We start from the raw sequence: 26,750 nt of genomic DNA, 5'->3' as shown, positions 1-26,750 counted from the left end.
ACGCTTCGGCAGAGCGCGTTTCTACTGGATATGGGGGTACTTGGTGGTTGAAGGTGACAACACTTCAGGGGGCACGACGCCTCGCGTCGTACTGGTGACCGGGGCGAGCAGATTTCTCGGCGGCTACCTGGTGACCAGGCTTGCGCAGAATCCGTCGATCGAGCGTGTCATCGCCGTCGACGCCGTCAGTCCGAGCAAGGACATGATGCGCAGAATGGGCCGCGCGGAATTCGTGCGAGCAGACATCCGCAATCCGCTGATCGGCAAAGTGATCCGAAACGCCGAGGTCGACACCGTCGTGCACGCGTCGACGCTTCAGAAAGCCCCCAAAGCCGGCAGCCGCGCCGCGATGAAGGACATGAACGTCATCGGCGCCATGCAACTCTTCGCGGTCTGTCAGAAAGCTCCGACGGTTCGCAAGGTGGTCCTGCGCTCGGCTTCGGTCGTCTACGGGTGCAGTGCCAAGGATCCCGCTCAGTTCACCGAAGAAATGAGTGCGCGCCGCCGGCCGCCGGGCGGATATGCCCGCGACAGCCTCGAGATCGAGGGATACCTCCGCGGGATGGGGCGTCGGCGCCCGGACATCTCGGTCGGGATTCTGCGGTTGGCGCCGTTGATCGGACCTCAGCTGACTGCAACCGTCGGGCACTACGTCACCGCCCCACTCGTGCCCACCATCGTCGGGCGCAACGCGCGCCTGCAATTGCTCCACGTCGAGGATGCCCTCGCGGCGCTGGAGAAGGCGACCATCGGACACGCTTCGGGTACGTACAACATCGCCGGCGACGGAGTGGTCATGATGTCGCAGGCGATCCGCCGGGCAGGCAGGGTGGAAGTTCCGATGCCGCTCGCTCTGTTCCGCAGCGTCGGGAGCGCGTTGGTGGGGTCGTCCATGAGGCTGTACACCGACGAGCAACTCGAGTACTTCCGGTTCGGCTGCGGACTCGACACCACTCGCATGCGCAGCGAGCTGGGGTTCGAGCCGCGATGGACCACCATGCAAGCACTCGACGATTTCATGCGTGCGATGCAGACGCGCCGGATCATCAAGTCCGAGTGGATCGATCGGGCGGAGAATGCGTTGACCACCATTCTCGGCGGTGATACCGCCGCGGCGGCAACAAGTGCAGATGTGATGCACATGCCGCTGTCGGGACGAAGTGCGGTGAAGGGGTGACTGACGTGGCGAAGGTAATTCCCCTGCGGCCCAGCGCAACTCACACCGGAAAGTCGGCAACTTCCCGTTCGCGTGAGTCCGTCACCGGTGCAGAGCGTGACATCCGTGAACAAAGTGAGCGCCGGCATCCGTCCGGAGTGTCCTCGGCGGCCGACCACGGCGGTGAGAGCACGTTCGTCGATTCGGCCAGGTCGGCGATCGTCGATCAGATCGCCTCGGCAGCAGAATTCCTCCGACGTCGGGTGTCCGGCGACTACGAGGTCGACGAGTTCGGGTTCGACCCGCATTTCGCGGACAACGTCGTCATGCCGATGTTGCGCCCGTTGTTCGAGAAGTGGTTTCGCGTCGAGGTCAGTGGGATCGAGAACATTCCCCTCACCGGGGGAGCGCTTGTGGTCGCCAACCACGCCGGTGTGATCCCGATCGACGGACTGATGACGTCGGTTGCCGTGCACGATCACCATCCAGCGCATCGTCCACTGCGAATGTTGGCTGCGGACATGGCATTCGAGATGCCGGTGGTGGGTGGACTGGCGCGCAAAGCCGGTCATACGTTGGCCTGCAACCCCGACGCCGAGCGTCTGCTCAACGACGGTGAAGTCGCGGCCGTGTTCCCGGAGGGATTCAAGGGCATCGGGAAACCGTTCAGTGAGCGGTACAAGTTGCAGCGGTTCGGGCGCGGTGGCTTCGTGTCGGCCGCAATGCGAACCGGTGTTCCGATCATTCCGTGCTCGATCGTGGGTTCGGAGGAGATCTATCCCAAAATCGGTGATCTCACCACACTCGCACGCGTTCTCGGTCTTCCGTATTTCCCGGTGACACCGCTGTTTCCGCACTTCGGGCCGCTCGGCCTGGTTCCGTTGCCGTCGAAGTGGTACATCGAGTTCGGAAAGCCCATCGTCACCGATACCTTCGAGAGCGGTGCCGCCGACGATCCGATGGTCCTGTTCGAGGTCACGGACCATGTCCGGGAAACGATTCAGCAGACGCTGTATCGACTGTTGGCCAAGCGTCGCAACGTCTTTCTCGGCTGAGTTCGGTCCGGATCGCTGCTCGATCCGGACCGAACCCGCTCAGGCGTTCTGTTCTTTGCGCCTGGCGAGAATTGCCGCGAGCGCCCCGCCGACCGCTCCGAGCACCAGCGCCGTCGGTACGCCGATCTTGGCGGCCTTTCGTCCGGTGCGGAAATCGCGAACTTCCCACCCGCGGTTCTTCGCGAGTTCACGAAGATCTGCGTCGGGATTGATCGCCACCGGTGTCCCCACCAACGAGAGCATCGGAACGTCGTTGTGGCTGTCGGAGTAGGCGGAACAGCGCTTGAGATTGAGTCCTTCACGCACCGCCAACGTCCGTACGGCGTGCGCCTTGCCCATGCCGTGCAGGATGTCGCCGACGAGTCGGCCGGTGAAGACGCCGTCCTCACTCTCGGCGACAGTGCCCAAGGCGCCGGTCAATCCCAGTTTCTCGGCGATGACCTGAGCCAGTTCGACCGGAGTTGCCGTCACCAACCACACCTGTTGTCCGGCGTCGAGGTGCATCTGGGCCAACGCCCTCGTGCCTGGCCAGATCTTGTCGGCGATGACCTCGTCGTAGATCTCCTCGCCGAGGCGGGCGAGTTCGGCGGTGGATCGACCGGCCACGAAGGACAGTGCTTTCTCGCGGCCTTCGGCGACGTCGTCGCTACTTTCTCGGCCGGTGACTCGGAACTTGATCTGCTTCCACGCGAAATCCACCAGATCCGAGGTCTTGAGATACTTTCGTGCAGCGAGACCACGGGCGAAGTGGATGATCGACGCACCCTGCACCATGGTGTTGTCGACGTCGAAGAATGCGGCGGCCGTGAGGTCGCGCGGAACGGCCGGGGGCTCTTCGCCGGTTTCCGGTTCTGTGGGGTTGGCAGCTTCGTGCAATGCCAGAGCTGCGTCAGCGCTCGCCTCGCCGGCGAGATTGGCTCGAACTTCCGACTCACTCGGGCCCAGCGGATTCTTCACATGGCGACGTCCGGGGAGAATGACCCCGGCAAGCCCTGATCCGAATCCGGAGCCGTTCGGTAGTGATCGCGCAGGCACCCGCACCTCCCGTGTTGCATTCTCGAGCAGAGAACTCTTCGAGTCAGCCTATCCTCCGCGATGAGGCCCGATGGGTTGGATGGTGACCTTCCCTGTGGTGTGTGACGTTCCTCTCCGCCGATTTGGTACCGAGTGGGGCTCCGGAGGCACACTCGACCGATCAAGTAGATGGCGTCCCCGTAGAAGAAAGGTATGCGTCGATGACTGCAGCTACGCATGAAGTGACCCTGTTGACACGCGCAGGATGCGCGTCCTGCGTCGGCGCGGCGGGGGTCCTGCGACGGGTCTGTTCCGAGTTCGAGCTGGAATTGACGTGCATCGACGTGGACGAAGCTGCCGCGACAGATCCAGAGCTGAGAGCGGAGTACGGAGACAGATTGCCCGTCATTCTTCTCGACGGACGCGAGCACGGTTACTGGGAAGTCGACGAGGAGCGCCTTCGTGACGATTTACGCAAGTAAGGCAACCCTCAAAGTTGTCCGCGGAGCCGCTTTGCAGGTGAACGGCACATCGAACCCGTCTCGAGCAACTTTGTGCATGGGTTCACAAGCGGTTACCGTGGTGTGAACATTCCCCCGGAGCATCGTGGAGGTCGACAGTCGTGTCGACCGGACGAGGAGCCAGCGACGTGACCGAACCGCACCAGACGCATGAGCCTGTGGCTCAGCGCGTCACCGGCGCTGCGGGCTCTTCCGTCACCGACGCTTCCAGCGCCTCGGTTACCGACCCGATCGCTCAGGATCGCGTCATCCCCCAGGCTACGGTGACGCGCTTGGCCGCATACCTGCGGGTCCTCGGAGTGATGTCCGACCGGGGTACCTCCATCGTCTCGAGCGAGGAACTCGCGCAGGCGTCAGGTGTCGGATCAGCGAAGTTGCGTAAGGATCTGTCGTTCCTCGGACCCAACGGTGTCCGCGGCGTCGGGTACGACGTCAACAGGCTCCGCATCCGCATCGAGCGTGCACTCGGACTCGATCGTGGGCACAAGGTCGTTCTCGTCGGAGTCGGAAACCTCGGCAAGGCGCTGGTCGGCTACGGCGGATTCAGCCGCCGCGGTTTCGAGATGGTCGGACTCTTCGACAGTGATGCAGATCGAATCGGAAGCAGAGTCGGGGATCTCGTCGTGCGCAGCACCGAGGAACTGACCGTCGCCTGCCGTGAACTGAATGCGACCATCGGCGTCATCTCCACACCGGACGAGGCAGCTCAGGGCGTGTGCGACCAGTTCGTCAGCGCCGGGCTGCGCTGCATCATGAGTTTTTCGCCGATCGCCCTCGACGTTCCCGATCACGTGGAACTGCGACGTGTAGATCTAGCCGTCGAGATGCAGGTTCTCTCCTTCAACAGTGCGCGCAATGCCGATCAGGCATCCAGCGCGCCGCGAGTACGAGTGGCTCACGCCGCATCCGCTTCGTCAGTCCCATCCACCAGTTCACCCGCTCCGGTCGGAGCAGGTTCGACAAGAAACGGATCAGTGATCGCGCCGTGAGTGTTCTGCTTGTCGGGGTCTCGCATCGAACCGCGCCCGTCCCGGTGCTCGAGCGAGTAGCTGTCACCGACACCGATCGTCCGAAGCTGATCGACAAGCTTCTGGCGTCTTCGCACATCTCCGAAGCGATGATCGTCTCCACCTGTAACCGGGTGGAGGTCTACGCGGTGGTGGACGCGTTCCACGGTGCACTCACCGAGGTCGGTGAAATCCTGGCCGACCATTCGGGTCTCGACCTGACAGCGCTGCACGCTCACGCGTACGTCCGCTACAGCGAAGCAGCCGTCGAGCACCTCTTCGCGGTGGCCAGCGGCCTCGATTCCATGGTGATCGGCGAACAGCAGATCCTCGGCCAGATCCGTTCGGCCTACGCATCTTCGGATGCGCAGCAGGCCGCCGGACGCGTCGTCCACGAACTGGCTCAGCAGGCACTGCGCGTCGGCAAGCGAGTGCATTCCGAAACCGGAATCGACTCCGCCGGAGCATCAGTCGTGTCGGTGGCTCTCGATCGTGCAGCGGGCATCATCGGTGAGGGCGGCCTGGTCGGCCGCACTGCCGTGGTTGTCGGTGCAGGCTCGATGGGCGGTCTGTCGGTTGCGCATCTCACCCGCGCCGGAATCGCACGCATCGTCGTCGTCAACCGGACACAGGAACGCGCCGAGCACCTGGCAGAGACGGCACGCTCCAACGGCGTCGACGCCGACGGTGTTGCCTTCGATCAGCTTTCGGCCGCGATGGCGCAGGCAGATGTCATGGTCACCTGTACCGGCGCGGTCGGGGCAGTGGTCACCCTGGCGGATGTGCACCGCGCACTCGCCGAGCCCGATCGCGACAACACCAAGCACCTCGTCATCTGCGACCTCGGGCTGCCGCGCGACATCGATCCCGCCGTCGCCGGCCTGCCGGGTGTGACCGTTCTCGACATGGAGACGCTGCAGCGTGATCCAGCGGCAGGCGCCGCCGCCTCTGACGCAGATGCCGCACGCACCATCGTCGCCGGCGAGCTTGCGACCTACCTTGCCGGACAGCGCCTCGCGGAGGTCACTCCGACCGTGACGGCTTTGCGTCAGCGCGCCGCCGACGTCGTCGAAGCCGAACTGATGCGACTCGATTCGCGTCTGCCCGGCCTGGACGATCCGCAGCGCGACGAGGTTGCACGCACCGTGCGACGCGTCGTGGACAAGCTGCTCCACGCCCCGACCGTGCGCGTCAAGCAACTGGCGTCGGCCCCCGGCGGCGACTCCTACGCAGCAGCGCTGCGCGAACTCTTCGAACTCAGCCCCGGATCTCCCGCGGCCGTGGCCACACCCACCGATCTGGTGGACGGCGACCGCACTGGAAGGGACCTGCAGGCATGAGCGTCACCACCCCTCGATCGGGGAGCCCGCTGCGGATCGGCACTCGCGGAAGTCTTCTCGCGACCACGCAAGCCGGTACCGTGCGCGATGCCCTCATTGCGGCCGGACATCCCGCCGAGTTGGTCATCATCAAGACCAAGGGCGACCAGTCCACCGATCCCGTCCAGAAGATCGGCGTCGGAGTGTTCACGGCAGAGCTTCGAGAAGCCTTGCTGGACAACCGCGTCGACGTTGCGGTGCATTCCTACAAGGACTTACCGACCGCGCAGGACCCGCGTTTCGTCATCGCGGCGATTCCGCCACGCGAAGATCCGCGTGACGCGCTGGTCGCCCGTGACGGTCTGGTCCTCGGGGAGCTTCCGGCCGGTTCCAAGGTGGGAACCTCGGCGCCGCGCCGTGTTTCGCAGCTGAAGGCACTCGGTCTCGGCCTCGACATCGTGCCGTTGCGGGGCAACCTGCAGCGCCGTCTCGGCAAGGTCGAATCCGGTGAACTCGACGCCGTGATCCTCGCTCGCGCCGGCCTGTCTCGTATCGGTCTGCTCGATCTCATCACCGAGAACATCGAGCCCGTGCAGATGCTCCCCGCTCCGGCGCAGGGTGCTCTGGCCGTCGAATGCCTTTCTGCCAATGTGGAATTGGCGGCGATCCTCGCCGAGCACGACGACGCGGGTACCCGGGCGGCAGTTACTGCCGAGCGCGCCCTGCTCGCCGAGTTGGAAGCCGGCTGCACCGCTCCGGTGGGAGCGATCGCGGAGATCGTCGAATCCCTCGACGACGACGGCAGAATCTTCGACGAACTGTCGGTACGCGGCTGCGCAGCCGCCATCGACGGTTCGGACGTCATCCGTACCGGCGCCGTGGGTGCGCCGGACAATGCCGAGGAACTCGGCCGAGCGGTAGCGCGCGAGTTACTCGAACTCGGCGCCCGAGAGTTGATGAACGTGACTACAGGCGAGGCAGCCGATGTTTGACGCCCCACTTTGCACTTGCACCAAGTTCCCATTTCGATACAGCGCACTGGAGAATCACCGATGACCCGAGTCCGAAAGAACACTCCCGGACGGATCCTGTTCGTGGGATCGGGACCGGGCGACCCCGCCCTGCTCACCGTTCGCGCACGTGACGTCCTCACCGGCGCCGCAATGGCATTCACCGATCCGGATGTCGACAAGGGCGTCGTCGCACTCGTCGGCATCGACATGGGCCGCGACGAGGAGACCGGCGAGCTGATCGCGGACGTGCGTCCGGCACTCGGCGAGCCTGCCGAGGTTGCAAAGACATTGGTGCACGAGGCCAAGAACGGCCACGACGTCGTGCGTCTGGTCTCCGGCGACCCGCTGACCACGGATTCCGTGATCGCAGAGGTCACCGCAGTCGCCCGTACGCAGGTTCAGTTCGAGGTTCTCCCGGGTCTGCCTTCCGGTTCGGCTGTGCCGAGCTACGCCGGCATGGCGCTCGGCTCGGGTCACACCGAGGCCGACGTTCGCGGTGAAGTCGACTGGGCTGCTCTGGCCGCTGCACCGGGACCGCTTGTCCTGCACGCGACGTCCGGACATCTCGCCGAGACCGCCAGCGCGCTGGTCGAGAACGGCTTGGCCCCGCAGACGCCTGCTGCGATCACCGTCCGCGGTACCACTCGTCAGCAGCGAACCGTCGAGGCAACTCTCGCGACGCTCAACGAAGCCGGATCCGAACTGGTGGGCTCGCTCATCGTCACCGTCGGCAAGGTTGTCGCGCAGCGCAACAAGATGTCGTGGTGGGAATCGCGCGCTCTGTACGGCTGGACCGTCCTCGTGCCGCGCACCAAGGATCAGGCCGGCGAGATGAGCGACCGTCTGGTCACTCACGGAGCGATCCCGATCGAGGTTCCGACCATCGCCGTCGAGCCGCCTCGCAGCCCGGCTCAGATGGAGCGTTCGGTCAAGGGACTCGTCGACGGTCGCTACCAGTGGGTCGTCTTCACTTCCACCAATGCTGTTCGCGCAGTGTGGGAGAAGTTCGAAGAGTTCGGCCTCGACGCTCGCGCCTTCTCCGGTGTGAAGATCGCCTGCATCGGTGAAGCAACCGCAGCCAAGGTGCGCTCGTTCGGCATCAACCCCGAGCTGATCCCGACCGGTGAGCAGTCCAGCGAAGGCCTGTTGGCCGAATTCGCCCCGTACGACGACGTTTTCGATCCGGTCAACCGGGTTCTGTTGCCGCGGGCGGACATTGCGACCGAAACCCTCGCAGAGGGCCTGCGCGAACGCGGTTGGGAGATCGACGACGTCACCGCCTACCGCACCGTCCGGGCAGCGCCGCCGCCGGCCGAGACCCGCGAGATGATCAAGACCGGTGGATTCGACGCCGTCTGCTTCACCTCGTCCTCGACCGTGCGCAACCTCGTCGGCATCGCCGGCAAGCCGCACGCCCGCACGTTGGTCGCGTGCATCGGCCCGAAGACGGCCGAAACCGCTATCGAGTTCGGTCTGCGCGTCGACGTGCAGCCCGAGACCTCGCAGGTGGGACCGCTGGTGGAGGCTCTCGCCGAGCATGCTGCTCGTCTGCGCGCCGAAGGTGCTTTGCCGCCCCCGCGCAAGAAGTCTCGAAGGCGCTAGCGCACCCGTGAGTGGTTGAGGAGTCTGTGGACTCCTCAACCACTCACAGGTTCCGACGAAGGAGGGCTACTTCTCGTGTTTCCCACTCATCGCCCTCGCCGGCTCCGGCGCACTCCTGCGCTCCGGCGACTCGTGGCAGAGACCTCGCTCGAACCCCGGCACCTCGTTTTGCCGATGTTCGTCGCCGACGGCATCGACGCACCGCGTGAGATCAGTTCCATGCCAGGCGTTTTCCAGCACACTCTCGATTCGCTGCGGTCCGCAGCGGTGGAAGCGGTGGAAGCCGGCGTCGGTGGCCTGATGCTGTTCGGTGTCCCGAAGGCGGAGGACAAGGATCCCCAGGGGTCCGGTGCCTCCGATCCCGACGGCATCCTCAACGTCGGATTGCGCGCTCTGGCAGACGAACTCGGCGATTCGACGGTCATCATGGCCGATACCTGCCTCGACGAGTTCACCGATCACGGCCACTGCGGCGTGTTGACTGCCGGCGGCGCTGTCGACAACGACGCGACCTTGATCCGATACGTAGAAATGGCTCTCGCGCAAGCTGAATCGGGTGCGCACCTGCTCGGCCCCAGCGGCATGATGGACGGTCAGGTGGCTGCGATCCGTGGTGCACTCGATGCTTCGGGGTATGTCGATGTCGGCCAGCTCGCCTATGCCGCGAAATATGCGTCAGCGTTCTACGGGCCGTTCCGTGAAGCCGTCGGATCCTCACTGCAAGGCGACCGTCGTACGTATCAGCAGGACGGCGCCAATCGCCGCGAGTCGATGCGCGAGGTAGACCTCGACGTCGCCGAGGGCGCCGACATGGTGATGGTCAAGCCTGCAATGTCCTACCTGGACATTCTGCGTGAGACCGCCGACCGGTCCCCGGTTCCGGTCGCTGCGTACCAGATCTCGGGGGAGTACTCGATGATCACTGCGGCCGCGCAGAACGGGTGGATCGATCGGGACGCGGCGATTCTCGAATCGCTCATCAGCATTCGCCGCGCCGGTGCCGACGTGGTCCTCACGTACTGGGCGTCGGAAGTTGCCGGATGGCTGTGACGGAGTCACGCATGGTGGCTGCGCCGGTATCGACCGATACGCTGGTGTCATGACCGAGCAGTGGCCGCCGTCGCGCCAGGAACCGCCCCGCCGGGAACCTCCCTACGAGAACCAGCCGTTCGAGAATCAGCCGTACCGCGAACTCGGACCGATGCCGACGGGTCAGATCCCGGGATACGGCCCCGGTTACAACGGATACCCGGGACCTGCGCCGAAACCCGAGCCGCCGACGGACGTCGTGACTGCGATTCAGTTGTGGTGGGCTGTGACGGCGCTGGGGTTGGTCCAGGGCGGCGCGATGATCTGGATGCTGCTCGGGCAGAAGTCGATGTTCGTCGACGAGATGCTCAGAAATCAGGCAGCTGTCGACGCCGGTCTGACGCGTTCCGACGTGGAGGGCATGTTCCCACTGGTCATCGTGTTCTCTGCGGTTTTGGTCGTGATCGTCACCGCGGTGTTCCTTCTGTTCGTGCGCGCGATGAGTCGCGGCAGGAACTGGGCTCGAATGTTGCTGACGTTCTGTGGCGTCTTCATGCTGGTCTCCGCGATCCCGGTGATCTTCGGGCTCGGCGGAGACGGCGGCGCGGCCACTCTGCTGTTCGGCGGAGCGGAAATCCTGCAGGCAGTTGCTGCTGTCGGGGCGATCGTGATGATGCACCGAAAAGAGTCCAATCCGTACTTTCTTCGTTTCCCCCCGGCGGGGAACCGGTAGGTAGCTCGGGGTACTGTGAAACGGGTCACTGAAGTAGTAGGGGAGAGGTCGGACGCGATGAGTTCTCAGGAAGCCCTGCGTACGGAAAGCACCCACGACGCGCCACTGCGCCAACGTGGTTCACGCACCGAAGTGATCTTGTTCGCGATCCTCGGAGCCTCTGTTCTGGTGACACTCCTGATGCTCATGATTCCGGGCATCGTCAGCGGATAGCGCACACTTGAACCCGTGAGTATCTCTACGAAGGTCAGGCGCCCGACGGCTGTCGAGGCAGCATTCTGGCTGTGGATCGCCAGCGCGTTCCTGCTCATACTCTTCGGCCTGATCAATGTCACCAGCGCTTCGTATTCGTTGCGTGAGCAGTTCACCGATCAAGGCGTTTCGGCCGGAAACATCGACATCTACGTCACCTTCGTGCGGGTGTCCGGGCTGGTTCTGCTGTTGACCGGCCTCGCGATCGGCGGCCTCGCCGGTCCCACTCGCGCCGGACGGGCGTTGTGCCGACGGATCCTGGTGATCGTGTCCGGAGTGTTCGCGGTGCTGCAGATCGCGCTGGTCGTCGCCGGGATCAGTACCGTGCTCGCGCTGGTTGTTCCCGTCATGCTGATCTGTGCCTGCGTCGCGATCTACCGCGACACCACCCGAAGTTGGTTTGCCCGTGGCTGATCGCGCGCCGGAAATCGGCCCGGACGTTCTGTACTACGAACCGGGTTCTCGGTGGTGGGCCATCGCGTTCGGTCCGATCTTCTGCCTGATCGCCTTGGTCATCGAACTGTTCACGGGCCCGGTGGTGCATTGGTTCGGTCTGGCGATGTTCGCCGTGATCCTCACCGGATTGGTCTACGTGCAGGTGATCGCAGCACGGCGGCACGCGAGCGTACTTCTGACCGCGACCACGTTGCGTCAGGGAACCGAAGAGGTGCCGATCACCGAGATCGCCGAGGTGTTCCCGGAGTCCGACGACGCTGCCTACGAGGACGAAATGGAACCGTGGGAAACGGCACGCGCGCTCGGTGAGCTGTCCGGAGTGCCCAGGCGTCGGCACGGTATCGGCTTACGTTTGACCACCGGGGGATTGGTGCGGGCGTGGGCAAAGGACGATCAGGCACTGCGCGAGGCGTTGAGTCAGGTCGTTGTGGTTGGTGTCGAACCGGACGGGTCTGCCGATGACTGAGCCACAGCCATCCCCGCGTGTCGACGTGAAGACGTGGATCGGTGTACTCGGTATCGTCGCCGCAACGATTCTGGCGGTCGTGTGCTGGCGAGCGGGTACGACGACGTCCGACTTCGGACCGATACTGGAGGGCGCTCCACCGTTCGAGAGCACGCACTACGACGGTCTCTGGATCTCGGGCGCCGGGTTGTCGATTCTGGTTGCGGGGCTGATGGCCATCGATGTCGTGCGCCGCGTCCGGGTGGGCTTCGTCGCATCGCAGTAGCCCTCATACGGGTAGGGGGTATAGTTGCGGTATGAGTAGTTACAGCCCCGAGCAGGACGATCTGCTCAAGCGCCTTCGTCGTATCGAAGGTCAGGTAGCCGGAATTTCACGCATGGTCGCAGACGACCGGTACTGCATCGACGTGCTCACCCAGGTATCCGCCGCGACGAGCGCGTTGCAGTCCGTGTCCCTGAAGCTTCTCGACGCCCACCTTGCGGGTTGCGTCGTTGAAGCTGCCAAGCAGGGTGGTCCGGAAGCGGACGTCAAGATCAAGGAAGCTCAGGCGGCCATCGCTCGCCTCGTTCGTTCGTAAGGTGTCGGTCCGTCACTCCGTGATGGACCGCGCGAGCGCCCGGGCGGAGAAGCTCACGAAGTACTCGGGTGTGACTTCTTTGGCGATGTTGATGACGATGGTGTCCGACAGGCCTTTGAGTCCGGAGAGCACGAGATGGATCAACGCGGGGTCGTCGATCAACCGGCTCCCTTCGGCTGCAGCAGATTCGGTGAGCGCGCGAATCAATGCCGAGTTGTAGACCGCTACGGATGCGTGAAGTTCCCGCATGCTTTCTCGGTCGGACCCGGCCATGCCTTCGATGTCGCGCCAAGTGGTGGTGAGTCGACCCACCCGTGCCCAGTGCCGAGCAAACTCGGAAATCATGGACTCGAGTAAGGCGCTCAGTCCCTGCTCGCGGGGGAGCGAGTTCACGAAGTCCGCCATTTCCAGCTGACTTTCGCTGAGGAGGGCGGCGAAGATGTCCTGCTTGTCGACGAAGTACTGGTAGATCAGGCCAGTACTGGTGCCGGCTCGTTTGGCGACAGCGCGGATCGTGAGCGCGGAGTAGCCTCCTTCGTCCAGAAGCGAGATCGCCGCGTCGAGAGTTCGGCGTCGACGCACTTCGGCGTCGCCGTAGATCGACTTGCTGCTGGTACTGCTCATTTGATCACCGTAGTCGCGGTGGTCGGCATCCTCAATTCACATCGAACACTGTTCGTTGTCGAACGCCGCCCAGAATTCGATGTGACTCAGATCATAGAATGAACATTGTTCGAAATAGAATGAACATCGTTCATTCTGGTGTTACGGTATGGCGCAGACCACATCGAGGCCAGTGCAAAGCGCTGGACACTCTGCGGTCTGCCTGACCTTTCTTCCCGTATCGATCGGGAGGTCTACACAGTTGTGGAGTACCTATGACACGCACTAACGATGAACGCGCGGCGATCGACATCGCCGCTGCGGCTGGAGAACTTCTGCTCGACCATCGGAAATCCCTCGGCGAAAACGACGGTGATGTCGCGACTTTCAAGAACGCGGCCGATCGGCTCAGTCATGAATTCATCGTCGCCGAACTTGCCCGACGCTTTCCTGCGGATGCAGTGCTGTCGGAGGAAGGGGCTGACGAACTCGCGAGGCTGGCTGCGGATCGGGTGTGGATCGTCGACCCTCTCGACGGCACCCGTGAGTACGGCGAGGCCGGACGATCGGACTGGGCCGTTCATGTTGCGCTGACCGAAAACGGTGTCCTCACAACCGGTGCGGTCGCAATGCCTGCCCTTGGCGTCACCTATTCGAGCAGCGATGATCGGACCGAACGGGATGCCGCAACGCCGGTTCGAGTCGTCGTATCGCGGACGCGTCGTCCGGAACCGGTCATGCGCATGGCCGACTCGATGGGCGCGGAGTTGATCGAAATGGGATCCGCCGGAGCCAAAGCAATGGCGGTCGTCTCGGGTGAGGCAGACATCTACGCACATGCGGGCGGACAGTACGAATGGGATTCGGCGGCGCCCGCTGCTGTCGCACGTGCTGCGGGACTGCATGTTTCGCGTATCGATGGCAGCGAACTGCGCTACAACCAGGAAAACCCGTGGTTGCCGGATCTGCTGATCTGCCGACCCGAACTCGCCCCGAAAGCACTGGAGGAACTGGGCCGATGACCGCGACACTGACGCACCTCGAACGACTCGAAGCCGAGAGCATTCACATCATGCGTGAAGCTGTTGCCCAGAGCGAGAACCCGGTGATGTTGTACTCGGTGGGCAAGGACTCCGCCGTGATGCTGCATCTGGCGCGCAAGGCCTTCTATCCGTCGAAGCTGCCGTTTCCGCTTCTGCACGTCGATACCACGTGGAAGTTCCGTGAAATGTACAAACTTCGTGACAGTACCGCTGCTGCAGGCGATCTCGATCTGATCGTCCACACCAACCCGGACTGCGTGAAGCAGGGGATCAACCCGTTCACTCACGGCAGCGCTGTCCATACCGACATGTGGAAAACCGAAGGCCTCAAACAAGCCCTCGATCACTACAAGTTCGACGCTGCATTCGGCGGCGCCCGCCGTGACGAAGAAAAATCCCGCGCCAAGGAACGCATCTTCTCGATCCGATCAGCTGCGCACCGTTGGGATCCCAAGCAGCAGCGACCGGAACTGTGGCGGATGTACAACGTCCGCAAAGCGCCGGGCGAGAGCCTGCGCGTCTTCCCTCTCTCGAACTGGACCGAGCTGGATGTGTGGGAATACATACGCCAGGAGGAGATTCCGATCGTTCCGCTGTATTTTGCCGACAAGCGGCCCGTCGTCGAGCGGGACGGTGCGCTGATCATGGTCGACGACGACCGGATGCCGTTACTGCCGGGAGAGACCCCGGAACTCAAGAGCGTTCGTTTCCGCACCCTCGGCTGCTACCCGCTGACCGGAGCCGTCGAATCGACCGCAACGAGCCTGACCGAGATCATCTCGGAAATGTTGCTCACCACCACTTCCGAACGCCAGGGACGGGTCATCGACCACGACTCCAGCGCGTCGATGGAAAAGAAGAAGCAAGAGGGGTACTTCTGATGACTGTTTCCTCGGATCTGATCGCTGACGACATCGAGGCGTACCTCGAACGTCATGCGAACAAGAGCATGCTGCGATTCATCACGTGCGGCAGCGTCGACGACGGCAAGAGCACCTTGATCGGCCGTCTGCTCTACGAATCGAAACTCGTCTTCGACGACCAGTTGACGGCGCTCGAAGCCGATTCGCGCAAGAGCGGAACCCAGGGGGAGGGGCTCGATTTCGCGCTCCTGGTCGACGGTCTCGCCGCCGAACGTGAGCAGGGCATCACGATCGACGTCGCCTATCGCTACTTCACGACCGAGCGACGCAAGTTCGTCGTCGCCGATACTCCGGGGCACGAGCAGTACACCCGAAACATGGTGACGGGCGCGTCGACCGCCGATCTTGCTGTGATCCTTGTCGATTCCCGCAAGGGGATACTGACCCAGACCCGCCGGCACTCGTATCTGGTGTCGTTGCTGGGGATCAAGCACGTGGTGCTTGCCGTGAACAAACTCGACCTCGTCGACTACTCGCAAGAGGTCTTCGATGCCATTACCGCGGATTATGCAGAGTTCGCTCACGAGATCGGTCTGGACGGGTTCGTCGCCATCCCGATGTCGGCATACATGGGTGACAATCTCACCGAGCGCAGTGCGAATACCCCGTGGTACTCCGGACCAAGCCTGATCGAGCATCTCGAAAGCGTGGACATCGACGATGCTGCCGCCGCGGCTCCGTTCCGGATGCCGGTGCAGTGGGTCAACCGGCCGGACCTCGACTTCCGCGGATTCTCCGGCCAGATCGTTTCCGGCACCGTATCTCCCGGAGATCCCATCCGCGTGCTCCCCAGTGGAAAGACGTCCACAGTCGAGCGCATCGTGACCATGGGTGGCGACCTCGACGTTGCCGGTGCGGGCCGCTCGGTCACCATCACGCTCGCCGACGAGATCGACATCAGTCGCGGTGATGTGCTGTCCATCGGCGACAATCCGCCGGCCGTAGCCGATCAGTTCGAGGCCTGCATCGTCTGGATGGGTGAGGCTCCCATGCTGCCCGAACGGCCGTTCCTGTGCCAGATCGGTACCGTCACAGTCACTGCGCGCATCACCAAACCGAAACACAAGATCAACGTCAACACTCTCGAGAAGACCGCAACGACTACTCTCGCGCTCAACGAAATCGGTGTCTGCAACCTCAGTTTCGATCGACCGGTCCCGTTCGACCCGTACGTCGGCAACCGTGACACCGGTAGCTTCATCCTCATCGACCGCCTTACCAACGGCACTGTCGGTGCGGGCATGATCACGCACTCGCTGCGTCGATCGGACAACATTCACTGGCAATCCGTCGACGTCGACGAGGCCGCGCACACCAGGCTCAAGGGACACCAACCCGCAGTTCTGTGGTTCACCGGTCTCTCCGGTTCGGGAAAGTCGACCATCGCGAACGATGTCGAGCGTCAACTGCACGCACTCGGCGCGCACACCTACCTCGTCGACGGAGACAACGTCCGTCACGGGCTGAATCGAGACCTCGGATTCACCGAAGCCGACCGCGTCGAGAACATCCGTCGCGTCACCGAGGTCACCCGACTGATGGCGGACGCCGGTCTGATCGTGCTCGCGTCCTTTATTTCACCGTTCGAGGCCGAGCGTCATGCCGCCCGTGAATTGATCGGCGACGAACAGTTCGTCGAAATCTTCGTCGACACCGCTCTTGCCGTCGCAGAGGAGCGAGATCCCAAGGGTCTGTACAAGAAGGCTCGACGGGGCGAGTTGGTGAACTTCACCGGAATCGATTCGCCGTACGAACCGCCGCAGAACCCTGACATTCACATCGACACCAGTGTCACGACGACCGAGGACGCTGCGATCGCGATCGTCGACCATCTCCGCGCTCGCGGAACCATTTCTTGATCCGCCTGAACACGAGGAGCATCCATGCCTGACAGGGCTGAAATAGTTTCTGCCGTAGAAGATTACGTCAAGTATCTCGGAAGTCACGACGTCGACGGACTGGTTGCGCTGTTTGCGCCCGACGCAGTTCAACACGAACCGCTGGGGGTCCAGACCTACCGCGGCATCGACGAGATTCGCGAATTCGATACCGCGAACGCGCAGGTCGATTTCACAGTCAGCCTGCTCGGTCCGATTTCGGTGACGGGAAAGTACGCAGCGATGCAGCTTCGGGTGCAGCGCGCCGGTATCCCTGACTTCGCTGCCACCGACGTGTTCGAGTTCGACGAGAACGGCAAGATCATCTCCCTGAGTGTTGTTCTCGATCCGCAGGCGCTGTGCTGACCCATCAGGGCCTGCTGGCAGGCAAGGTTGTCGTCGTCTCGGGAGTGGGCCCGGCGCTGGGTCGTTCGATTGCGCTGCAGAGTGCGGCGGCCGGAGCGAAGGTTGTTCTGGCTGCCCGCACACCCGAGCGCTTGGAATCGGTGGCAAGGGAGATTCGAGACCGCGGCGGAATCGCGTTGGCCGTACCGACGAACCTCACCGACGTCGATTCGATCGCTTCGTTGGCGGAGACAACTGTCGCTGAGTTCGGTGCGGCGCATTGCTTGGTGAACAACGCATTTGTTCAACCCGCGCAGGTCCCGCTCCTGGACGCCGACGTGGCGTCCATCCAGTCGGGCATCGACATCAACTTGCTCGCGGCGTTGAACGTCACCAGAGAATTTGCTCCGGCATTGATCGAGTCGCACGGGTCCGTCGTGATGGTCACGTCCATGGTGTTGCGCAACCAGCTTCCCGGGTTCGGGGCCTACCGCATCATGAAATCCGGGCTCCTGGCAATGGCACGCAGTTTGTCGATCGATCTCGGTCCCAAGGGCGTTCGAGTCAATTCGGTTGCTCCCGGCTATATCTGGGCGGACTCGGTCAAGAACATGTTCGAGAAGAAGGCGGCGGAGGCAGGAGTCGACCCCAAGGTGATCTACGACGAGATCGCAGCGGGCGCCGATCTGCGCCGATTGCCGGAGCCAGATGACATCGCAAACGCTGTCGTCTTCCTCCTGTCCGATTCAGCCAGGGCCATCACAGGGCAATGTCTCGACGTCAACTGCGGTCACACGCACCACTGATCAACTCATACAAGGACTAGCCATGACACAGGATTACGACGGCATCGGTTCCATCGATCACCTGCACCAGGCTGCGTGCGAGGCGGCCGGGTACGAAAACTTCGGCAGCGAAGGCTATCTCGAAGGACTTCGAGTTCTCCTCGAGTCGTTCCAGAACGAGGCCGACCTCACTCCTCACGGCAAGGTGATCGCTCGCAAGATGATCGTCGGAGCGCTCGCGGGTCGCCTGACCAGTGAGGCCGGATTCGCGAAATATCCAGAGCACGTAGATGTTCCGATCGAACGCCCGATCTTCGTGGTCGGGTTGACCCGCACCGGCAGCACCGCGCTGCACCGCTTGCTCGGTGCCGACCCAGCGCATCAGGGCGCCGAGATGTGGCTCGCCGAGACGCCGCAGCCGCGCCCCGAGCGCGACACGTGGTCGGAGAACGAAGATTACGTTCGCTCCGACGCCTTCTACCGTGCTCGCCAGCGTAACGAGGCAGACCTGATGAAGGTTCATTTCATGGGGGCGGAGGAGGTCGAGGAATGCTGGCGGCTGCTGCAGCAGACGATGCTCTCGACCGCGTTCGAGACGGTGGCGTACGTGCCGAGTTACACCCGGTGGCTGGCGGAGCAGGACTGGACCGAAACATATGCGCGGCACAAGAAGAACCTGCAGTTGATCGGGCTGCACGACCAGGACAGACGGTGGGTGCTCAAAAGCCCGAGCCATGTCTTCGCGATCGACGAGATCATGTCGGTCTATCCGGATGCACTGTTCGTTCGGACCTTCCGGGACCCGTTGACATCGATGGCGTCCACCTTCAGCCTCGTCGAGCAGGGCGGACACGACATGTCGAGGGCCTTCGATCGTCCGGCCATCGGGCGCACGCAACTGGAGTTGTGGGCGCGAGGGAATGCGAACTTCAACAATGCCCGTAGCCGTTACAACCCCGATCAGTTCATCGACGTCGACTACAAGGACTTCATCGCCGATGCGGTCGGCACCGTCGAGAAGATCTATGCACAGTTCGCCCTGCCCTTCACAGACGACGCCCGCGCCGCGGTGGAGGCGTCGCATCAGGCCAGCCTTGCCGAGCACCGTCGTCCGTCGCATCGCTATTCGCTCGAGGATTTCGGCGTGAGCGCTGCCGACGTCGAAGCGAAGTTCGCCACCACATCCTGAAGGCCTCCGGCCCTGTGCGCCTTTTTGGTAGTGCCGACTACCAAAAAGGCGCACAGGGCGAAGCCCCAACCGAAACAAGGAGATTCACATGAATGCTGTTTGGGAAAAGTTCTGCGCAGATCTGCTCGAGGTCGGAAAGGTCCTAGAAGACGAGATCGTCCCTCAGGATCCGCTGACTCAAGCCGAGGGCGTCCGCTACCTGAGTCGGTTGCTGCGGTACGGCACGATCAACTGTGTCGAGTACACCGATCCGCGGTGGCCGCAGTTCTCGTCGGCTCCGAACCCGAACATGATGACGAAGATCGGTGCCGACAACCCGGACAACGTCTACATGCGCGCCAACATTTCCGGTAAGTACAACTACCGGATCATCGGCACCCGAGGCACCGTCCCGCTGATCACCTTCGGCTCGCGCGTAAATCGGTACCACATCGACGGCACCATGCTGCAGACCGGCGATCTGCATATCCACGACCTCGAGGTCGACGAGAACGGCCGTTTCGAGTTCATCGCGAGCGTCGACAAGCCCGATGAGGGCGCTTGGCTGCCTTTGGCGCCCGACAGCAACCTCATCTCCGTTCGGCAAACTCACCAGGATCGACGCAACGAGGTTGTCGGTGATCTGACCATCGAATGCCTGAACCCGGACGGGGAGTTCGTCCCGTTGACTCCGGAAGAGATCGGCGAGCGCCTCACCAAGTCCGTCGGGATCGTGAAGGGGATGGCGGAGACCTTCCTGGAATGGTCGCGCAAATTCCAGCCGCACACCAACGAGATCTTCGACTGGGGACAGGACTACTTCCAGGATGCCGGCGGCGATCCGACGATCTTCTACTTCCACGGTTACTGGAAGCTCGCCGAGGACGAGGCGTGGGTCATCGAGACCGAGGTTCCGAACTGCGAGTACTTCAACTTCGTGCTGCAGAACTTCTGGGTCGAGTCCCTCGACTACAACCGCACGAACATCTACATCAACAATCACACCGCGAAGCTCAACGACGACGGCACCATGACAATCGTCGTGGCGGCGAAGGATCCGGGTTATGGCAACTGGATCGACACCGATTCGCATGCCGAGGGGACATGGGCGCTGCGCTGGATCAAGGCGGACTCGCACCCGATCCCGACGTCGAAGGTAGTCAAGATCTGACACGCTGACGGAGATTGGGAACGTATGTACACCAGGAAGATTAGGTTCGGCCCTCGCTTTGTCGCGCTCGGGCTTGCCGGTGCATTGATGTTGGCCGGCTGCGCGTCGAGCAGTGGGGACAACTCGGGATCGGCTTCACCGAGCAGTAGTGGCGCAGCTGGTTTTGTGGGCGCCCCAGATGTGGGGGAGCGGATCGACGGCGGTGTTCTCACCTTCGGGTCCTATTCGTTCCCTTCCTCGTTGGACCCCACGAGAACGCAAGCCGCCGGTTCGACCGGCGGAACCGAAATGGCCGCGATTTACGACACGCTGGTACGCAGCGACTCCACAAACGGGAGCTTCGTGCCACAACTCGCGAAGACACTGTCGAACAACAGCGACTTCACTTCGTACACCGTCACTTTGGCTGATGGCCTCACCTTCAGCGACGGAAGTCCGCTCGACGCGGAAGCGGTGAAGTGGAGTATCGATCGATTCGTGGCAGGCAAGGGTGATGTATCGCAGACCTGGCTCAACATCGTGGATCGGATCGAGACGCCCGACGCCACCACAGTCGAATTCGTGCTCGAGCGGCCCTGGCGTCAATTCCCGGCGCTGTTGTCGCTCGGGCCCGGAATGATCGTTGCGCGAAGTTCAGGGGGAGAGGCAGGGTCGGTTTCAGGAACCGGGGAGAGAGCGTTCACACCGATCGGGGCGGGTCCGTTCACCTTGGCCAAGTTCGCCCCGCACGAAGAACTGGTACTCGCCGCACGCACGGATTATCAGGGCGGTAAACCTCCACTGGACACAGTGCGGTTTGTTCCCACGTCGGGTGCGCAGTCTCAGTACGAATCGTTGAAGAGCGGCCAGATCGACATGACGTACATCCTCCGCGACGAGGCCGTGATCGAACAAGCTCTCGACGACGGATACTCGGGTTACCTCAGTCCGACCGGACAGAACGGGATTGGCACGATCAACAACCGTGAGGGCAAGCCCGGGGCCGATGTTCGCGTCCGTCAGGCGATCGCCTACGGGGTGGATCCGGCGGCGGTCAATACCCGGGCGAACAACGGATTGGGCACCGCCAGTTCCGAACTGGTCCCGCAGACGTCACGTTGGTACAACAACACAGCAGGCATTCCGTTCGATCAGGTGAAGGCAAAGGCGCTGCTCGATCAAGCGAAGTCCGACGGGTACGACGGGAAACTCCGCTACCTCACCACCTCGGAGCCGAGCCAACAGGCGACGGCACTGACGGTTCAGGCTTCGCTGAACGCGATCGGTTTCGACGTCACCATCGACTACGCGACCGATGTGACCGATCTGGTTCGACGGGTATACAAGGACCACGATTTCGACATGACCAGAGGTGGCGCTCCGGTCGGAGAAGAAGCGCCGTACCTCAATTTGTACAACAGTATGGCCAGTGATTCGAAGAACAACCCGTCCGGCTTCGCGGACCCGGAGATGGACGCGATGATCACAGCTGTGCAGACGGCATCGACGGACGATGCTGTCCGTGAGGCGATCAGCAAGGTGCAGGAGTACGCCAACGCGACTGTGCCTTACGTGATCTGGGGGCCGGCGTCGGTGTTGACCGCATGGGACGGCAACGTCCACGGCGTCGTACGCAACATCACCGACATCATGTTCTTGGGCGGCGCTTGGATCTCGCCCAACGGCGAAACGGTGGAACGATGAAGTGGTCCTTGGCGGGTGCGATGATCGACGCCCTGGAACTGTGCGAGTTGGCGCAGGTCGCCGAAGAGGTGGGGTTCGACGGAATCGCGATGCCGGATTCCGTGTTCTATCCGGAGCAGGTGTCGGCGCCGTACCCGTACACTGCTGACGGGAAGCGGATGTGGGCGCCCGAGACGCCGATGCCTGATCCGTTCATTGCCATGACGGCGATGGCGGCCGTCACATCGCGAATTCAGTTCTACACCAACGTGTTCAAACTTCCACTGCGCGATCCGCTGTTGACGGCCAAGCAGGTCGCGACCATGGCCGTGATGTCGAGGAACCGCGTCGCTCTCGGCGTCGGTTTGTCCTGGATTCCCGAGGAATTCACCTTCACCGGTACCGAGATGCGCACCCGCGGTGCGCGTACCGACGAAGCCATCGAGATCATCAAGGCGGTGTGTGCGGGACGTGGGCCGGAATGGGTCGAATACCACGGCAAGCACTACGATTTCGACGCTCTGATGATCAGTCCTGCTCCGGAGATTCCGGTTCCGATCTACATCGGTGGGCACAGCGAACCGGGGTTGCGTCGTGCAGCCAGGCTGGCTGACGGTTGGATGTCGGTGAACACGACCAAAGCCGAATTAGCCTGCGCCATCGATCGTCTCACGGAATTGCGGGTCGAGTACGGTCGTGCCGATGTTCCTTTCGGCGTCAACGTCTCGCCGACGGATGTTCGTGATCTGGACGGATATCGCGAACTCGAGACTCTCGGAGTCACGGAAATCAGAGTGTTGCCCTGGTATCACTACGGAGTTGACTCCGGTGATCGTCAGGGACGACTCGACTCCATTCGGCGGTTTGCCGAGGAGGTCATCGCTCAGTACTGATCGATCAGCGTCTGCATCGCCCGGCCGTAGAGTTTTGCCAACTCGTCGCGATCTGCGGACTGGGGGATACTCTCGTCGCTGAGGACGCTCAACAGCCCGGACACCTGGGCGGAGACCAGGAGTGCGCGGGTGTACGCGTCTTCGCCGTCTAGACGAGCGGCGAGATTGGTGGCAAATACTCCGGTCATGTCTCGGAGTCGCTCCCGGATGCGTGGACTGTCCGACGCTCGCATGAGCGCTGTGTACACCGACAGCATCCGGGCGTCGGCCTTGCCCAGGACGAAGGCGGCGATTCGCTCACCGAGGGTGTCGAGTGGGCCGTCGAACTGGCCTTCGAAGTAGTCCGCAACCGGCGTGGTTTCCAGGAACAGTGCTTCTTTGGACCCGAAATGCCGGATGACCAGGGCCGGATCGATTCCGGCAACTTTGGCGATGGCGCGAACTGACGTGCCGCCGAACCCGTGCTCGCCGAACAGTTGGAACGCCGCCGCGCGAATCGCCTCGGATGTCGAGGGGTGCTCCTGCTCTGGCGTGTGCCTCGTGGGTGTCACGACATCGACCTCTGTGCTCGCTCGCCGACCGCGTTGTCAACGGCGTTGACTATAACGTGTCAACGGTGTTGACTGTTGAGTCTGTCAACGGTGTTGACAGCTAGATGCGGTTAGTGAAGAGAGCGTGGAATATGACAGATACCGACGTCCGAGTACCCAGCGAAGAAGTTGTCGATCCGCCGACCAATTGGAAGATGGTGGGCAGTGGACTCGCATTTCCGTTGTTCTTCGTCATCATGTTCTGCTTGTGCTACGTCAGCGCCTTCCATTCGCCGACGCCGAATCAGGCACCGATCGTGGTGGTCGGGTCGCCGTCCGTCACGGCCCCGCTGATCGACGGAATCCAGGCTTCGTCGGGTGACAAGTTCGACATCGTTGCCACAGCCAACGCCGCCGACGCACTCTCTCGGATCGACAACCGCGATGCGATCGGCGCCATCGAGATCGGTGACGCCGTGACCGCACATATCGCCACCGGCGCGGGCGCCTCGACGGTTTCCGTGGTGAGCAGCTTGGCGCATTCGGTTGCGGAGCAGACGGGGCAGCAGGTCACGGTGATCGACTCGGCGCCTGTCACGGCGCGCGACTCCTCGACTGTCGGACTCTTCTACTTCCTGATCGTCTGCACCCTCGGTGGCTACCTGACCATCACGGTGCTCAGTCAGGTTGCGCCGAGAATGCGGTTGCGAGAGCAGTATTCGATGCTGGCCGGTGCGGCGATACTCACCCCGCTCATAGCCTTCGGCATCACCAGCATCTTCATGCACGCCTTCGGGGCGTCATTCGGCCAGATCCTGCAACTGCTGGGAATCTCGATGGTTTACACGTTCACCGTCGGTGCGGTGAGCATTCTGCTCAATCGACTGCTCGGCCAAGCCGCGATCTTCGCGGTGCTGACGGTGCTCGTTTTCATCAACTTCCCGAGTTCGGGTGGTGCCATTCCGGTGTCGTTCCTGCCGGGATTTTGGCAGCACATCCATTCGTTCTGGCTCGGATCGGCAGCCATGGAGCCCATCCGCTCCGTCATCTACTTCAGTGGCAACGGCGCCGGACCGCACCTGCTCGTTCTGGGGATCTGGCTGGTCGCGGCACTCGGCCTGACCGGACTGCTCGCCTCTCGCCAGTCGAAAAAGGCAGCAGCGCACTGAGTGTGGTGGGGCCGGCGATTGCCGACCCCACCCTAACCCTTTACTTCAGCCGTACCGCGTCGGTGCCCGGTCCGTCGAGCATCGCGGACCCCAGCAGGATGTCCGGAATGCCGAACCCGTCGATCAGTGTCTCGACGTGGGGGCGCAGGGTGCGGCAACGCTCGTTGATTCCGCGCGTCACGGCCTTCGAACGCTCCACCGACAGATGCCGGTGCTCCATGAACCAGGCCTTGTCCTCTTCGATCACGGACAGTGCGTAGAGATCGCACACCTCGCCGAAGAGTTCCTTTGCGGTCTCGTCCTCACACGAGTCGATGCCGGCGACGAATGCTTCCAGGATGACGCGCTCGATGTGCGCCTGAGCGGCTTTGAGCACGTGGTCCTGCACGAAGTTGAACGCGTCGAACGGGTTCTCCTCGCGCTTCTGCGCTGCCTGCAATCGCCTTGCCGCAGTGGCGAGTAGGTACTCTTCGCGGTCTTCGAACATCTTCATCTGGGTGCCGCGATTGAAGAGGCTGCCGTCCTCTTCGTTGTCCTGGCGAGTGTCGACGATCGTCTGCAGGATCTGCTGCGCTGCCGTGCGTTTCTTGACCACGTCGGAGACCGTCGTAGCGGCGAAGCGCATCCAGTCGACCGGGCTCATGCCGCGGACTTCGTCGGCGTAGGAGGTGAGGAGTTCTTTTGCGACCAACTGCGTCAGAACGTGGTTGTCACCCTCGAACGTGGTGAAGACGTCGGTGTCCGCCTTGAGTGCGGTGAGGCGGTTCTCGGCGAGATAGCCTGCGCCGCCGCAGGCTTCGCGTGCCTCCTGGATGGCCCGAGTGGCATGCCAGGTGTTGGCGGCCTTGAGTCCGGCGGCGCGACCTTCGAGTTCGCGCTGCTCCTGCGGATCCGGGTCGTCGCTGCTCTGGATGTCGTGCATCGCGGCTACGAGTTCGTTCTGTGCGAACTGCAGAGCGTACGAGCGGGCGATCAACGGCAGCAGACGCTTCTGGTGGACGAGGTAGTCCATGATCAGGACTTCGTCGTCACTCTTCGGAGCACTGAACTGCCTGCGCTGCAGGGCGTATCGACCGGCGATGGCCAATCCGACGCGGGCGGCCGCTGCCGCGGAACCACCGACGGTGACACGTCCACGAACCAGTGTGCCGACCATCGTGAAGAAACGACGGTTCGGGTTCTCGATCGCCGAGCTGTACGTGCCGTCCTCGGCGACGTCGGCGTAACGGTTGAGTAGATTCTCGCGCGGGATGCGGACCTGGTCGAAGACGATGCGGCCGTTGTCGACTCCGGGCAGTCCACCCTTGAGCCCGCAGTCGGACGTCGTGACGCCGGGGAGGTCGTTGCCGGCGTCGTCACGAATCGGCACGACAAAGCAGTGGACGCCCTGACTTTCGCCTCCGGTGATCAGCTGTGCGAACACCGCTGCGACGGTGGCGTGCTGGGCAGCGCCGCCGATGTAGTCCTTGCGAGAGGACGGAGTGGGGGAGTTGACGACGAACTCGCCCGTCTCGACGTCGTAGGTCGCCGTGGTTTCGAGTTCCTGGACGTCGCTGCCGTGACCGGTCTCGGTCATCGCAAAGCAACCGAGCAGGTCCAGATCGATCAGCGGCTTGACGTACGCCTGGTGGTGACGCTCGGTGCCGAGGTTTTCGATGGCGCCGCCGAACAGACCCCACTGGACGCCGGCCTTGACCATCAGTGAGAGGTCGGACATCGCGAGCATCTCGATGCTGGTGACGGCGCCACCCGCGTCGCCCGTTCCGCCGTGAGAGACCGCGAAACCGTTTGCGGCGTACCCGAGATCGGCGAGGACCCGCATCTGTTCGAGAGCCTTGGAGCGCGCAATGGCGGTGTTGGGTGTGTAGTGCGGAGCAAAACGTTCGTCGTTCAATTCGCCGCGAACGCGCTCACGCACCTCCCGCCAGCGTCCGTCGAGTGTTGTCCTGAGGTGGTCCGCTGTGGTGGCCATGGAACCGACGATAGCGCGTAGCGCACCGCGGGCAACCCGGTTCGATCCCAACCTCACATTCAGCAGGAGCCTGTGGCACCCGCTTCGATTCCTTGGCGGAAGAGTTCCTTCTCGCTCTCGGACATAGCCTGGTACGAAGGGTCGTTCTCGACGATCTTCAGGAAGTCGGCGCCTGCCGTCTGGGTCGACGTGTCGCCGCTCTGAACACGCTGCTGAACGTAGACGGACACCGCCGAACACCCGCCGAGAAACGCGGGGTCGGTGCTCGTCGCCGCGGTGGTTCGAGCCGAGTCGGTGGCGCTCGGCGGCGACGAAACTGTCGCCTTGTCGTCGTTCGAAGCGTCCGAACCACACGATGTGAGAAGAATCGCAGCCGAGACCATCAGCGTCGTCAACAGTCGCTTCATG

Annotated in this window: 29 protein-coding genes; 24 read left to right on the top strand and 5 right to left on the bottom strand. The window is 62.8% G+C overall.

The window, feature by feature from the left end:
- The first annotated feature begins 43 nt into the window (after nucleotides 1–43).
- Nucleotides 44–1,177 carry an NAD-dependent epimerase/dehydratase family protein gene (locus AC1Q6C_RS17445; RefSeq protein WP_003941967.1) on the top strand — a complete coding sequence of 378 codons (1,134 nt, stop codon included), beginning with the start codon at nucleotides 44–46 and terminating at the stop codon, nucleotides 1,175–1,177.
- Nucleotides 1,174–2,211 carry a lysophospholipid acyltransferase family protein gene (locus tag AC1Q6C_RS17440; protein WP_007735315.1) on the top strand — a complete coding sequence of 346 codons (1,038 nt, stop codon included), beginning with the start codon at nucleotides 1,174–1,176 and terminating at the stop codon, nucleotides 2,209–2,211. Before AC1Q6C_RS17445 ends, AC1Q6C_RS17440 begins: the two co-directional genes overlap by 4 nt.
- Before the next feature lie 39 nt (nucleotides 2,212–2,250).
- Here the strand turns inward: AC1Q6C_RS17440 and AC1Q6C_RS17435 are convergent, their stop codons facing one another.
- Entirely contained in the window at nucleotides 2,251–3,246 is a 996-nt protein-coding gene (locus AC1Q6C_RS17435; protein WP_020968932.1) for an HAD family hydrolase, read from the bottom strand.
- 200 nt (nucleotides 3,247–3,446) lie between these two features.
- On the opposite strand from AC1Q6C_RS17435, the gene AC1Q6C_RS17430 reads away from it, so the two are divergent.
- From AC1Q6C_RS17430 to AC1Q6C_RS17375, 12 genes are all read left to right on the top strand, one after another.
- Nucleotides 3,447–3,707 carry a glutaredoxin family protein gene (locus tag AC1Q6C_RS17430; RefSeq protein ID WP_230359632.1) on the top strand — a complete coding sequence of 87 codons (261 nt, stop codon included), beginning with the start codon at nucleotides 3,447–3,449 and terminating at the stop codon, nucleotides 3,705–3,707.
- Nucleotides 3,708–3,847: 140 nt separating this feature from the next.
- Nucleotides 3,848–4,735, top strand: a complete 888-nt coding sequence (locus tag AC1Q6C_RS17425) for a redox-sensing transcriptional repressor Rex (RefSeq protein ID WP_007735314.1) — start codon at nucleotides 3,848–3,850, stop codon at nucleotides 4,733–4,735.
- Complete coding sequence (locus AC1Q6C_RS17420) at nucleotides 4,732–6,093, top strand: glutamyl-tRNA reductase (protein WP_003941867.1); 1,362 nt, start codon at nucleotides 4,732–4,734, stop codon at nucleotides 6,091–6,093. The genes AC1Q6C_RS17425 and AC1Q6C_RS17420 overlap by 4 nt, the downstream gene beginning before the upstream one ends.
- Nucleotides 6,090–7,064, top strand: a complete 975-nt coding sequence (gene hemC / locus AC1Q6C_RS17415) for a hydroxymethylbilane synthase (RefSeq protein ID WP_230359633.1) — start codon at nucleotides 6,090–6,092, stop codon at nucleotides 7,062–7,064. The genes AC1Q6C_RS17420 and hemC overlap by 4 nt, the downstream gene beginning before the upstream one ends.
- Before the next feature lie 60 nt (nucleotides 7,065–7,124).
- Complete coding sequence (locus AC1Q6C_RS17410) at nucleotides 7,125–8,687, top strand: bifunctional uroporphyrinogen-III C-methyltransferase/uroporphyrinogen-III synthase (protein ID WP_003941969.1); 1,563 nt, start codon at nucleotides 7,125–7,127, stop codon at nucleotides 8,685–8,687.
- Nucleotides 8,688–8,762: 75 nt separating this feature from the next.
- Nucleotides 8,763–9,737, top strand: coding sequence for a porphobilinogen synthase (gene hemB / locus AC1Q6C_RS17405; RefSeq protein WP_007735309.1), 975 nt, complete (start codon nucleotides 8,763–8,765; stop codon nucleotides 9,735–9,737).
- A 49-nt stretch (nucleotides 9,738–9,786) separates the two neighbouring features.
- Nucleotides 9,787–10,449 carry a hypothetical protein gene (locus AC1Q6C_RS17400; RefSeq protein ID WP_007735307.1) on the top strand — a complete coding sequence of 221 codons (663 nt, stop codon included), beginning with the start codon at nucleotides 9,787–9,789 and terminating at the stop codon, nucleotides 10,447–10,449.
- Nucleotides 10,450–10,506: 57 nt separating this feature from the next.
- Nucleotides 10,507–10,662, top strand: a complete 156-nt coding sequence (locus AC1Q6C_RS17395) for a hypothetical protein (protein WP_003941930.1) — start codon at nucleotides 10,507–10,509, stop codon at nucleotides 10,660–10,662.
- A 15-nt stretch (nucleotides 10,663–10,677) separates the two neighbouring features.
- Nucleotides 10,678–11,115 (top strand): hypothetical protein, encoded by a 438-nt coding sequence (locus tag AC1Q6C_RS17390; RefSeq protein WP_003942066.1) that lies wholly within the window; start codon nucleotides 10,678–10,680, stop codon nucleotides 11,113–11,115.
- Entirely contained in the window at nucleotides 11,108–11,623 is a 516-nt protein-coding gene (gene mce1N, locus AC1Q6C_RS17385; RefSeq protein ID WP_003941872.1) for a transport-regulating membrane protein Mce1N, read from the top strand. Before AC1Q6C_RS17390 ends, mce1N begins: the two co-directional genes overlap by 8 nt.
- On the top strand, nucleotides 11,616–11,888 hold the full coding sequence (locus AC1Q6C_RS17380) for a hypothetical protein (protein ID WP_007735305.1): 273 nt from the start codon (nucleotides 11,616–11,618) through the stop codon (nucleotides 11,886–11,888). The genes mce1N and AC1Q6C_RS17380 overlap by 8 nt, the downstream gene beginning before the upstream one ends.
- Before the next feature lie 31 nt (nucleotides 11,889–11,919).
- A complete protein-coding gene (locus AC1Q6C_RS17375; RefSeq protein ID WP_003942012.1) occupies nucleotides 11,920–12,201 on the top strand; it encodes a metal-sensitive transcriptional regulator in 282 nt (93 codons plus the stop codon).
- Nucleotides 12,202–12,213: 12 nt separating this feature from the next.
- On the opposite strand, the gene AC1Q6C_RS17370 is transcribed toward AC1Q6C_RS17375, so the two are convergent.
- Nucleotides 12,214–12,825, bottom strand: coding sequence for a TetR/AcrR family transcriptional regulator (locus AC1Q6C_RS17370; RefSeq protein WP_003942004.1), 612 nt, complete (start codon nucleotides 12,823–12,825; stop codon nucleotides 12,214–12,216).
- A gap of 254 nt (nucleotides 12,826–13,079) precedes the next feature.
- Here AC1Q6C_RS17370 and AC1Q6C_RS17365 point away from each other — a divergent pair, with 254 nt between their 5' ends.
- The 9 genes from AC1Q6C_RS17365 (at nucleotide 13,080) to AC1Q6C_RS17325 (ending at nucleotide 22,671) form a co-directional block, all read left to right on the top strand.
- Nucleotides 13,080–13,826, top strand: coding sequence for a 3'(2'),5'-bisphosphate nucleotidase CysQ (locus tag AC1Q6C_RS17365; RefSeq protein WP_116057026.1), 747 nt, complete (start codon nucleotides 13,080–13,082; stop codon nucleotides 13,824–13,826).
- Nucleotides 13,823–14,728 (top strand): sulfate adenylyltransferase subunit CysD, encoded by a 906-nt coding sequence (gene cysD / locus AC1Q6C_RS17360; protein WP_019744365.1) that lies wholly within the window; start codon nucleotides 13,823–13,825, stop codon nucleotides 14,726–14,728. The genes AC1Q6C_RS17365 and cysD overlap by 4 nt, the downstream gene beginning before the upstream one ends.
- Nucleotides 14,728–16,629, top strand: coding sequence for a sulfate adenylyltransferase subunit CysN (gene cysN, locus AC1Q6C_RS17355; protein WP_230359634.1), 1,902 nt, complete (start codon nucleotides 14,728–14,730; stop codon nucleotides 16,627–16,629). Before cysD ends, cysN begins: the two co-directional genes overlap by 1 nt.
- 24 nt (nucleotides 16,630–16,653) lie before the next feature.
- Nucleotides 16,654–17,013: a nuclear transport factor 2 family protein gene (locus AC1Q6C_RS17350; protein ID WP_192712104.1), complete on the top strand. Its 360-nt coding sequence runs from the start codon at nucleotides 16,654–16,656 to the stop codon at nucleotides 17,011–17,013.
- On the top strand, nucleotides 17,007–17,798 hold the full coding sequence (locus tag AC1Q6C_RS17345; protein ID WP_064113990.1) for an SDR family oxidoreductase: 792 nt from the start codon (nucleotides 17,007–17,009) through the stop codon (nucleotides 17,796–17,798). The genes AC1Q6C_RS17350 and AC1Q6C_RS17345 overlap by 7 nt, the downstream gene beginning before the upstream one ends.
- Before the next feature lie 22 nt (nucleotides 17,799–17,820).
- On the top strand, nucleotides 17,821–18,966 hold the full coding sequence (locus tag AC1Q6C_RS17340) for a sulfotransferase family protein (RefSeq protein WP_192712105.1): 1,146 nt from the start codon (nucleotides 17,821–17,823) through the stop codon (nucleotides 18,964–18,966).
- Nucleotides 18,967–19,054: 88 nt separating this feature from the next.
- On the top strand, nucleotides 19,055–20,116 hold the full coding sequence (locus tag AC1Q6C_RS17335; RefSeq protein WP_007735293.1) for a DUF1214 domain-containing protein: 1,062 nt from the start codon (nucleotides 19,055–19,057) through the stop codon (nucleotides 20,114–20,116).
- 24 nt (nucleotides 20,117–20,140) lie between these two features.
- Entirely contained in the window at nucleotides 20,141–21,799 is a 1,659-nt protein-coding gene (locus AC1Q6C_RS17330) for an ABC transporter substrate-binding protein (RefSeq protein WP_064074194.1), read from the top strand.
- Nucleotides 21,796–22,671 carry a TIGR03619 family F420-dependent LLM class oxidoreductase gene (locus AC1Q6C_RS17325; RefSeq protein WP_492666715.1) on the top strand — a complete coding sequence of 292 codons (876 nt, stop codon included), beginning with the start codon at nucleotides 21,796–21,798 and terminating at the stop codon, nucleotides 22,669–22,671. The genes AC1Q6C_RS17330 and AC1Q6C_RS17325 overlap by 4 nt, the downstream gene beginning before the upstream one ends.
- Here AC1Q6C_RS17325 and AC1Q6C_RS17320 read toward each other — a convergent pair.
- On the bottom strand, nucleotides 22,662–23,222 hold the full coding sequence (locus AC1Q6C_RS17320) for a TetR/AcrR family transcriptional regulator (RefSeq protein WP_007735287.1): 561 nt from the start codon (nucleotides 23,220–23,222) through the stop codon (nucleotides 22,662–22,664). The genes AC1Q6C_RS17325 and AC1Q6C_RS17320 overlap by 10 nt on opposite strands.
- 131 nt (nucleotides 23,223–23,353) lie before the next feature.
- On the opposite strand from AC1Q6C_RS17320, the gene AC1Q6C_RS17315 reads away from it, so the two are divergent.
- Nucleotides 23,354–24,370 (top strand): ABC transporter permease, encoded by a 1,017-nt coding sequence (locus AC1Q6C_RS17315; RefSeq protein ID WP_230359636.1) that lies wholly within the window; start codon nucleotides 23,354–23,356, stop codon nucleotides 24,368–24,370.
- A 40-nt stretch (nucleotides 24,371–24,410) separates the two neighbouring features.
- On the opposite strand, the gene AC1Q6C_RS17310 is transcribed toward AC1Q6C_RS17315, so the two are convergent.
- Nucleotides 24,411–26,342, bottom strand: coding sequence for an acyl-CoA dehydrogenase family protein (locus AC1Q6C_RS17310; protein WP_024487810.1), 1,932 nt, complete (start codon nucleotides 26,340–26,342; stop codon nucleotides 24,411–24,413).
- A gap of 59 nt (nucleotides 26,343–26,401) precedes the next feature.
- Nucleotides 26,402–26,749, bottom strand: coding sequence for a hypothetical protein (locus AC1Q6C_RS17305; protein WP_064443320.1), 348 nt, complete (start codon nucleotides 26,747–26,749; stop codon nucleotides 26,402–26,404).
- Nucleotide 26,750: the final 1 nt, after the last annotated feature.

The organism is Rhodococcus sp. MT28 (assembly GCF_058792695.1).
This window is presented reverse-complemented; position numbering and strand designations above follow the sequence as displayed.

Coding starts and splice junctions, on each gene's coding strand:
- AC1Q6C_RS17350 (WP_192712104.1), top strand. CDS start 16,654: ATGCCTGACAGGGCTGAAATAGTTTCTGCCGTAGAAGATTACGTCAAG.
- AC1Q6C_RS17430 (WP_230359632.1), top strand. CDS start 3,447: ATGACTGCAGCTACGCATGAAGTGACCCTGTTGACACGCGCAGGATGC.
- cysD (WP_019744365.1), top strand. CDS start 13,823: ATGACCGCGACACTGACGCACCTCGAACGACTCGAAGCCGAGAGCATT.
- AC1Q6C_RS17375 (WP_003942012.1), top strand. CDS start 11,920: ATGAGTAGTTACAGCCCCGAGCAGGACGATCTGCTCAAGCGCCTTCGT.
- AC1Q6C_RS17330 (WP_064074194.1), top strand. CDS start 20,141: ATGTACACCAGGAAGATTAGGTTCGGCCCTCGCTTTGTCGCGCTCGGG.
- hemC (WP_230359633.1), top strand. CDS start 6,090: ATGAGCGTCACCACCCCTCGATCGGGGAGCCCGCTGCGGATCGGCACT.
- AC1Q6C_RS17310 (WP_024487810.1), bottom strand. CDS start 26,342: ATGGCCACCACAGCGGACCACCTCAGGACAACACTCGACGGACGCTGG.
- cysN (WP_230359634.1), top strand. CDS start 14,728: ATGACTGTTTCCTCGGATCTGATCGCTGACGACATCGAGGCGTACCTC.
- AC1Q6C_RS17380 (WP_007735305.1), top strand. CDS start 11,616: ATGACTGAGCCACAGCCATCCCCGCGTGTCGACGTGAAGACGTGGATC.
- AC1Q6C_RS17335 (WP_007735293.1), top strand. CDS start 19,055: ATGAATGCTGTTTGGGAAAAGTTCTGCGCAGATCTGCTCGAGGTCGGA.
- AC1Q6C_RS17325 (WP_492666715.1), top strand. CDS start 21,796: ATGAAGTGGTCCTTGGCGGGTGCGATGATCGACGCCCTGGAACTGTGC.
- AC1Q6C_RS17305 (WP_064443320.1), bottom strand. CDS start 26,749: ATGAAGCGACTGTTGACGACGCTGATGGTCTCGGCTGCGATTCTTCTC.
- AC1Q6C_RS17365 (WP_116057026.1), top strand. CDS start 13,080: ATGACACGCACTAACGATGAACGCGCGGCGATCGACATCGCCGCTGCG.
- AC1Q6C_RS17400 (WP_007735307.1), top strand. CDS start 9,787: ATGACCGAGCAGTGGCCGCCGTCGCGCCAGGAACCGCCCCGCCGGGAA.
- AC1Q6C_RS17410 (WP_003941969.1), top strand. CDS start 7,125: ATGACCCGAGTCCGAAAGAACACTCCCGGACGGATCCTGTTCGTGGGA.
- AC1Q6C_RS17395 (WP_003941930.1), top strand. CDS start 10,507: ATGAGTTCTCAGGAAGCCCTGCGTACGGAAAGCACCCACGACGCGCCA.
- AC1Q6C_RS17370 (WP_003942004.1), bottom strand. CDS start 12,825: ATGAGCAGTACCAGCAGCAAGTCGATCTACGGCGACGCCGAAGTGCGT.
- AC1Q6C_RS17340 (WP_192712105.1), top strand. CDS start 17,821: ATGACACAGGATTACGACGGCATCGGTTCCATCGATCACCTGCACCAG.
- AC1Q6C_RS17315 (WP_230359636.1), top strand. CDS start 23,354: ATGACAGATACCGACGTCCGAGTACCCAGCGAAGAAGTTGTCGATCCG.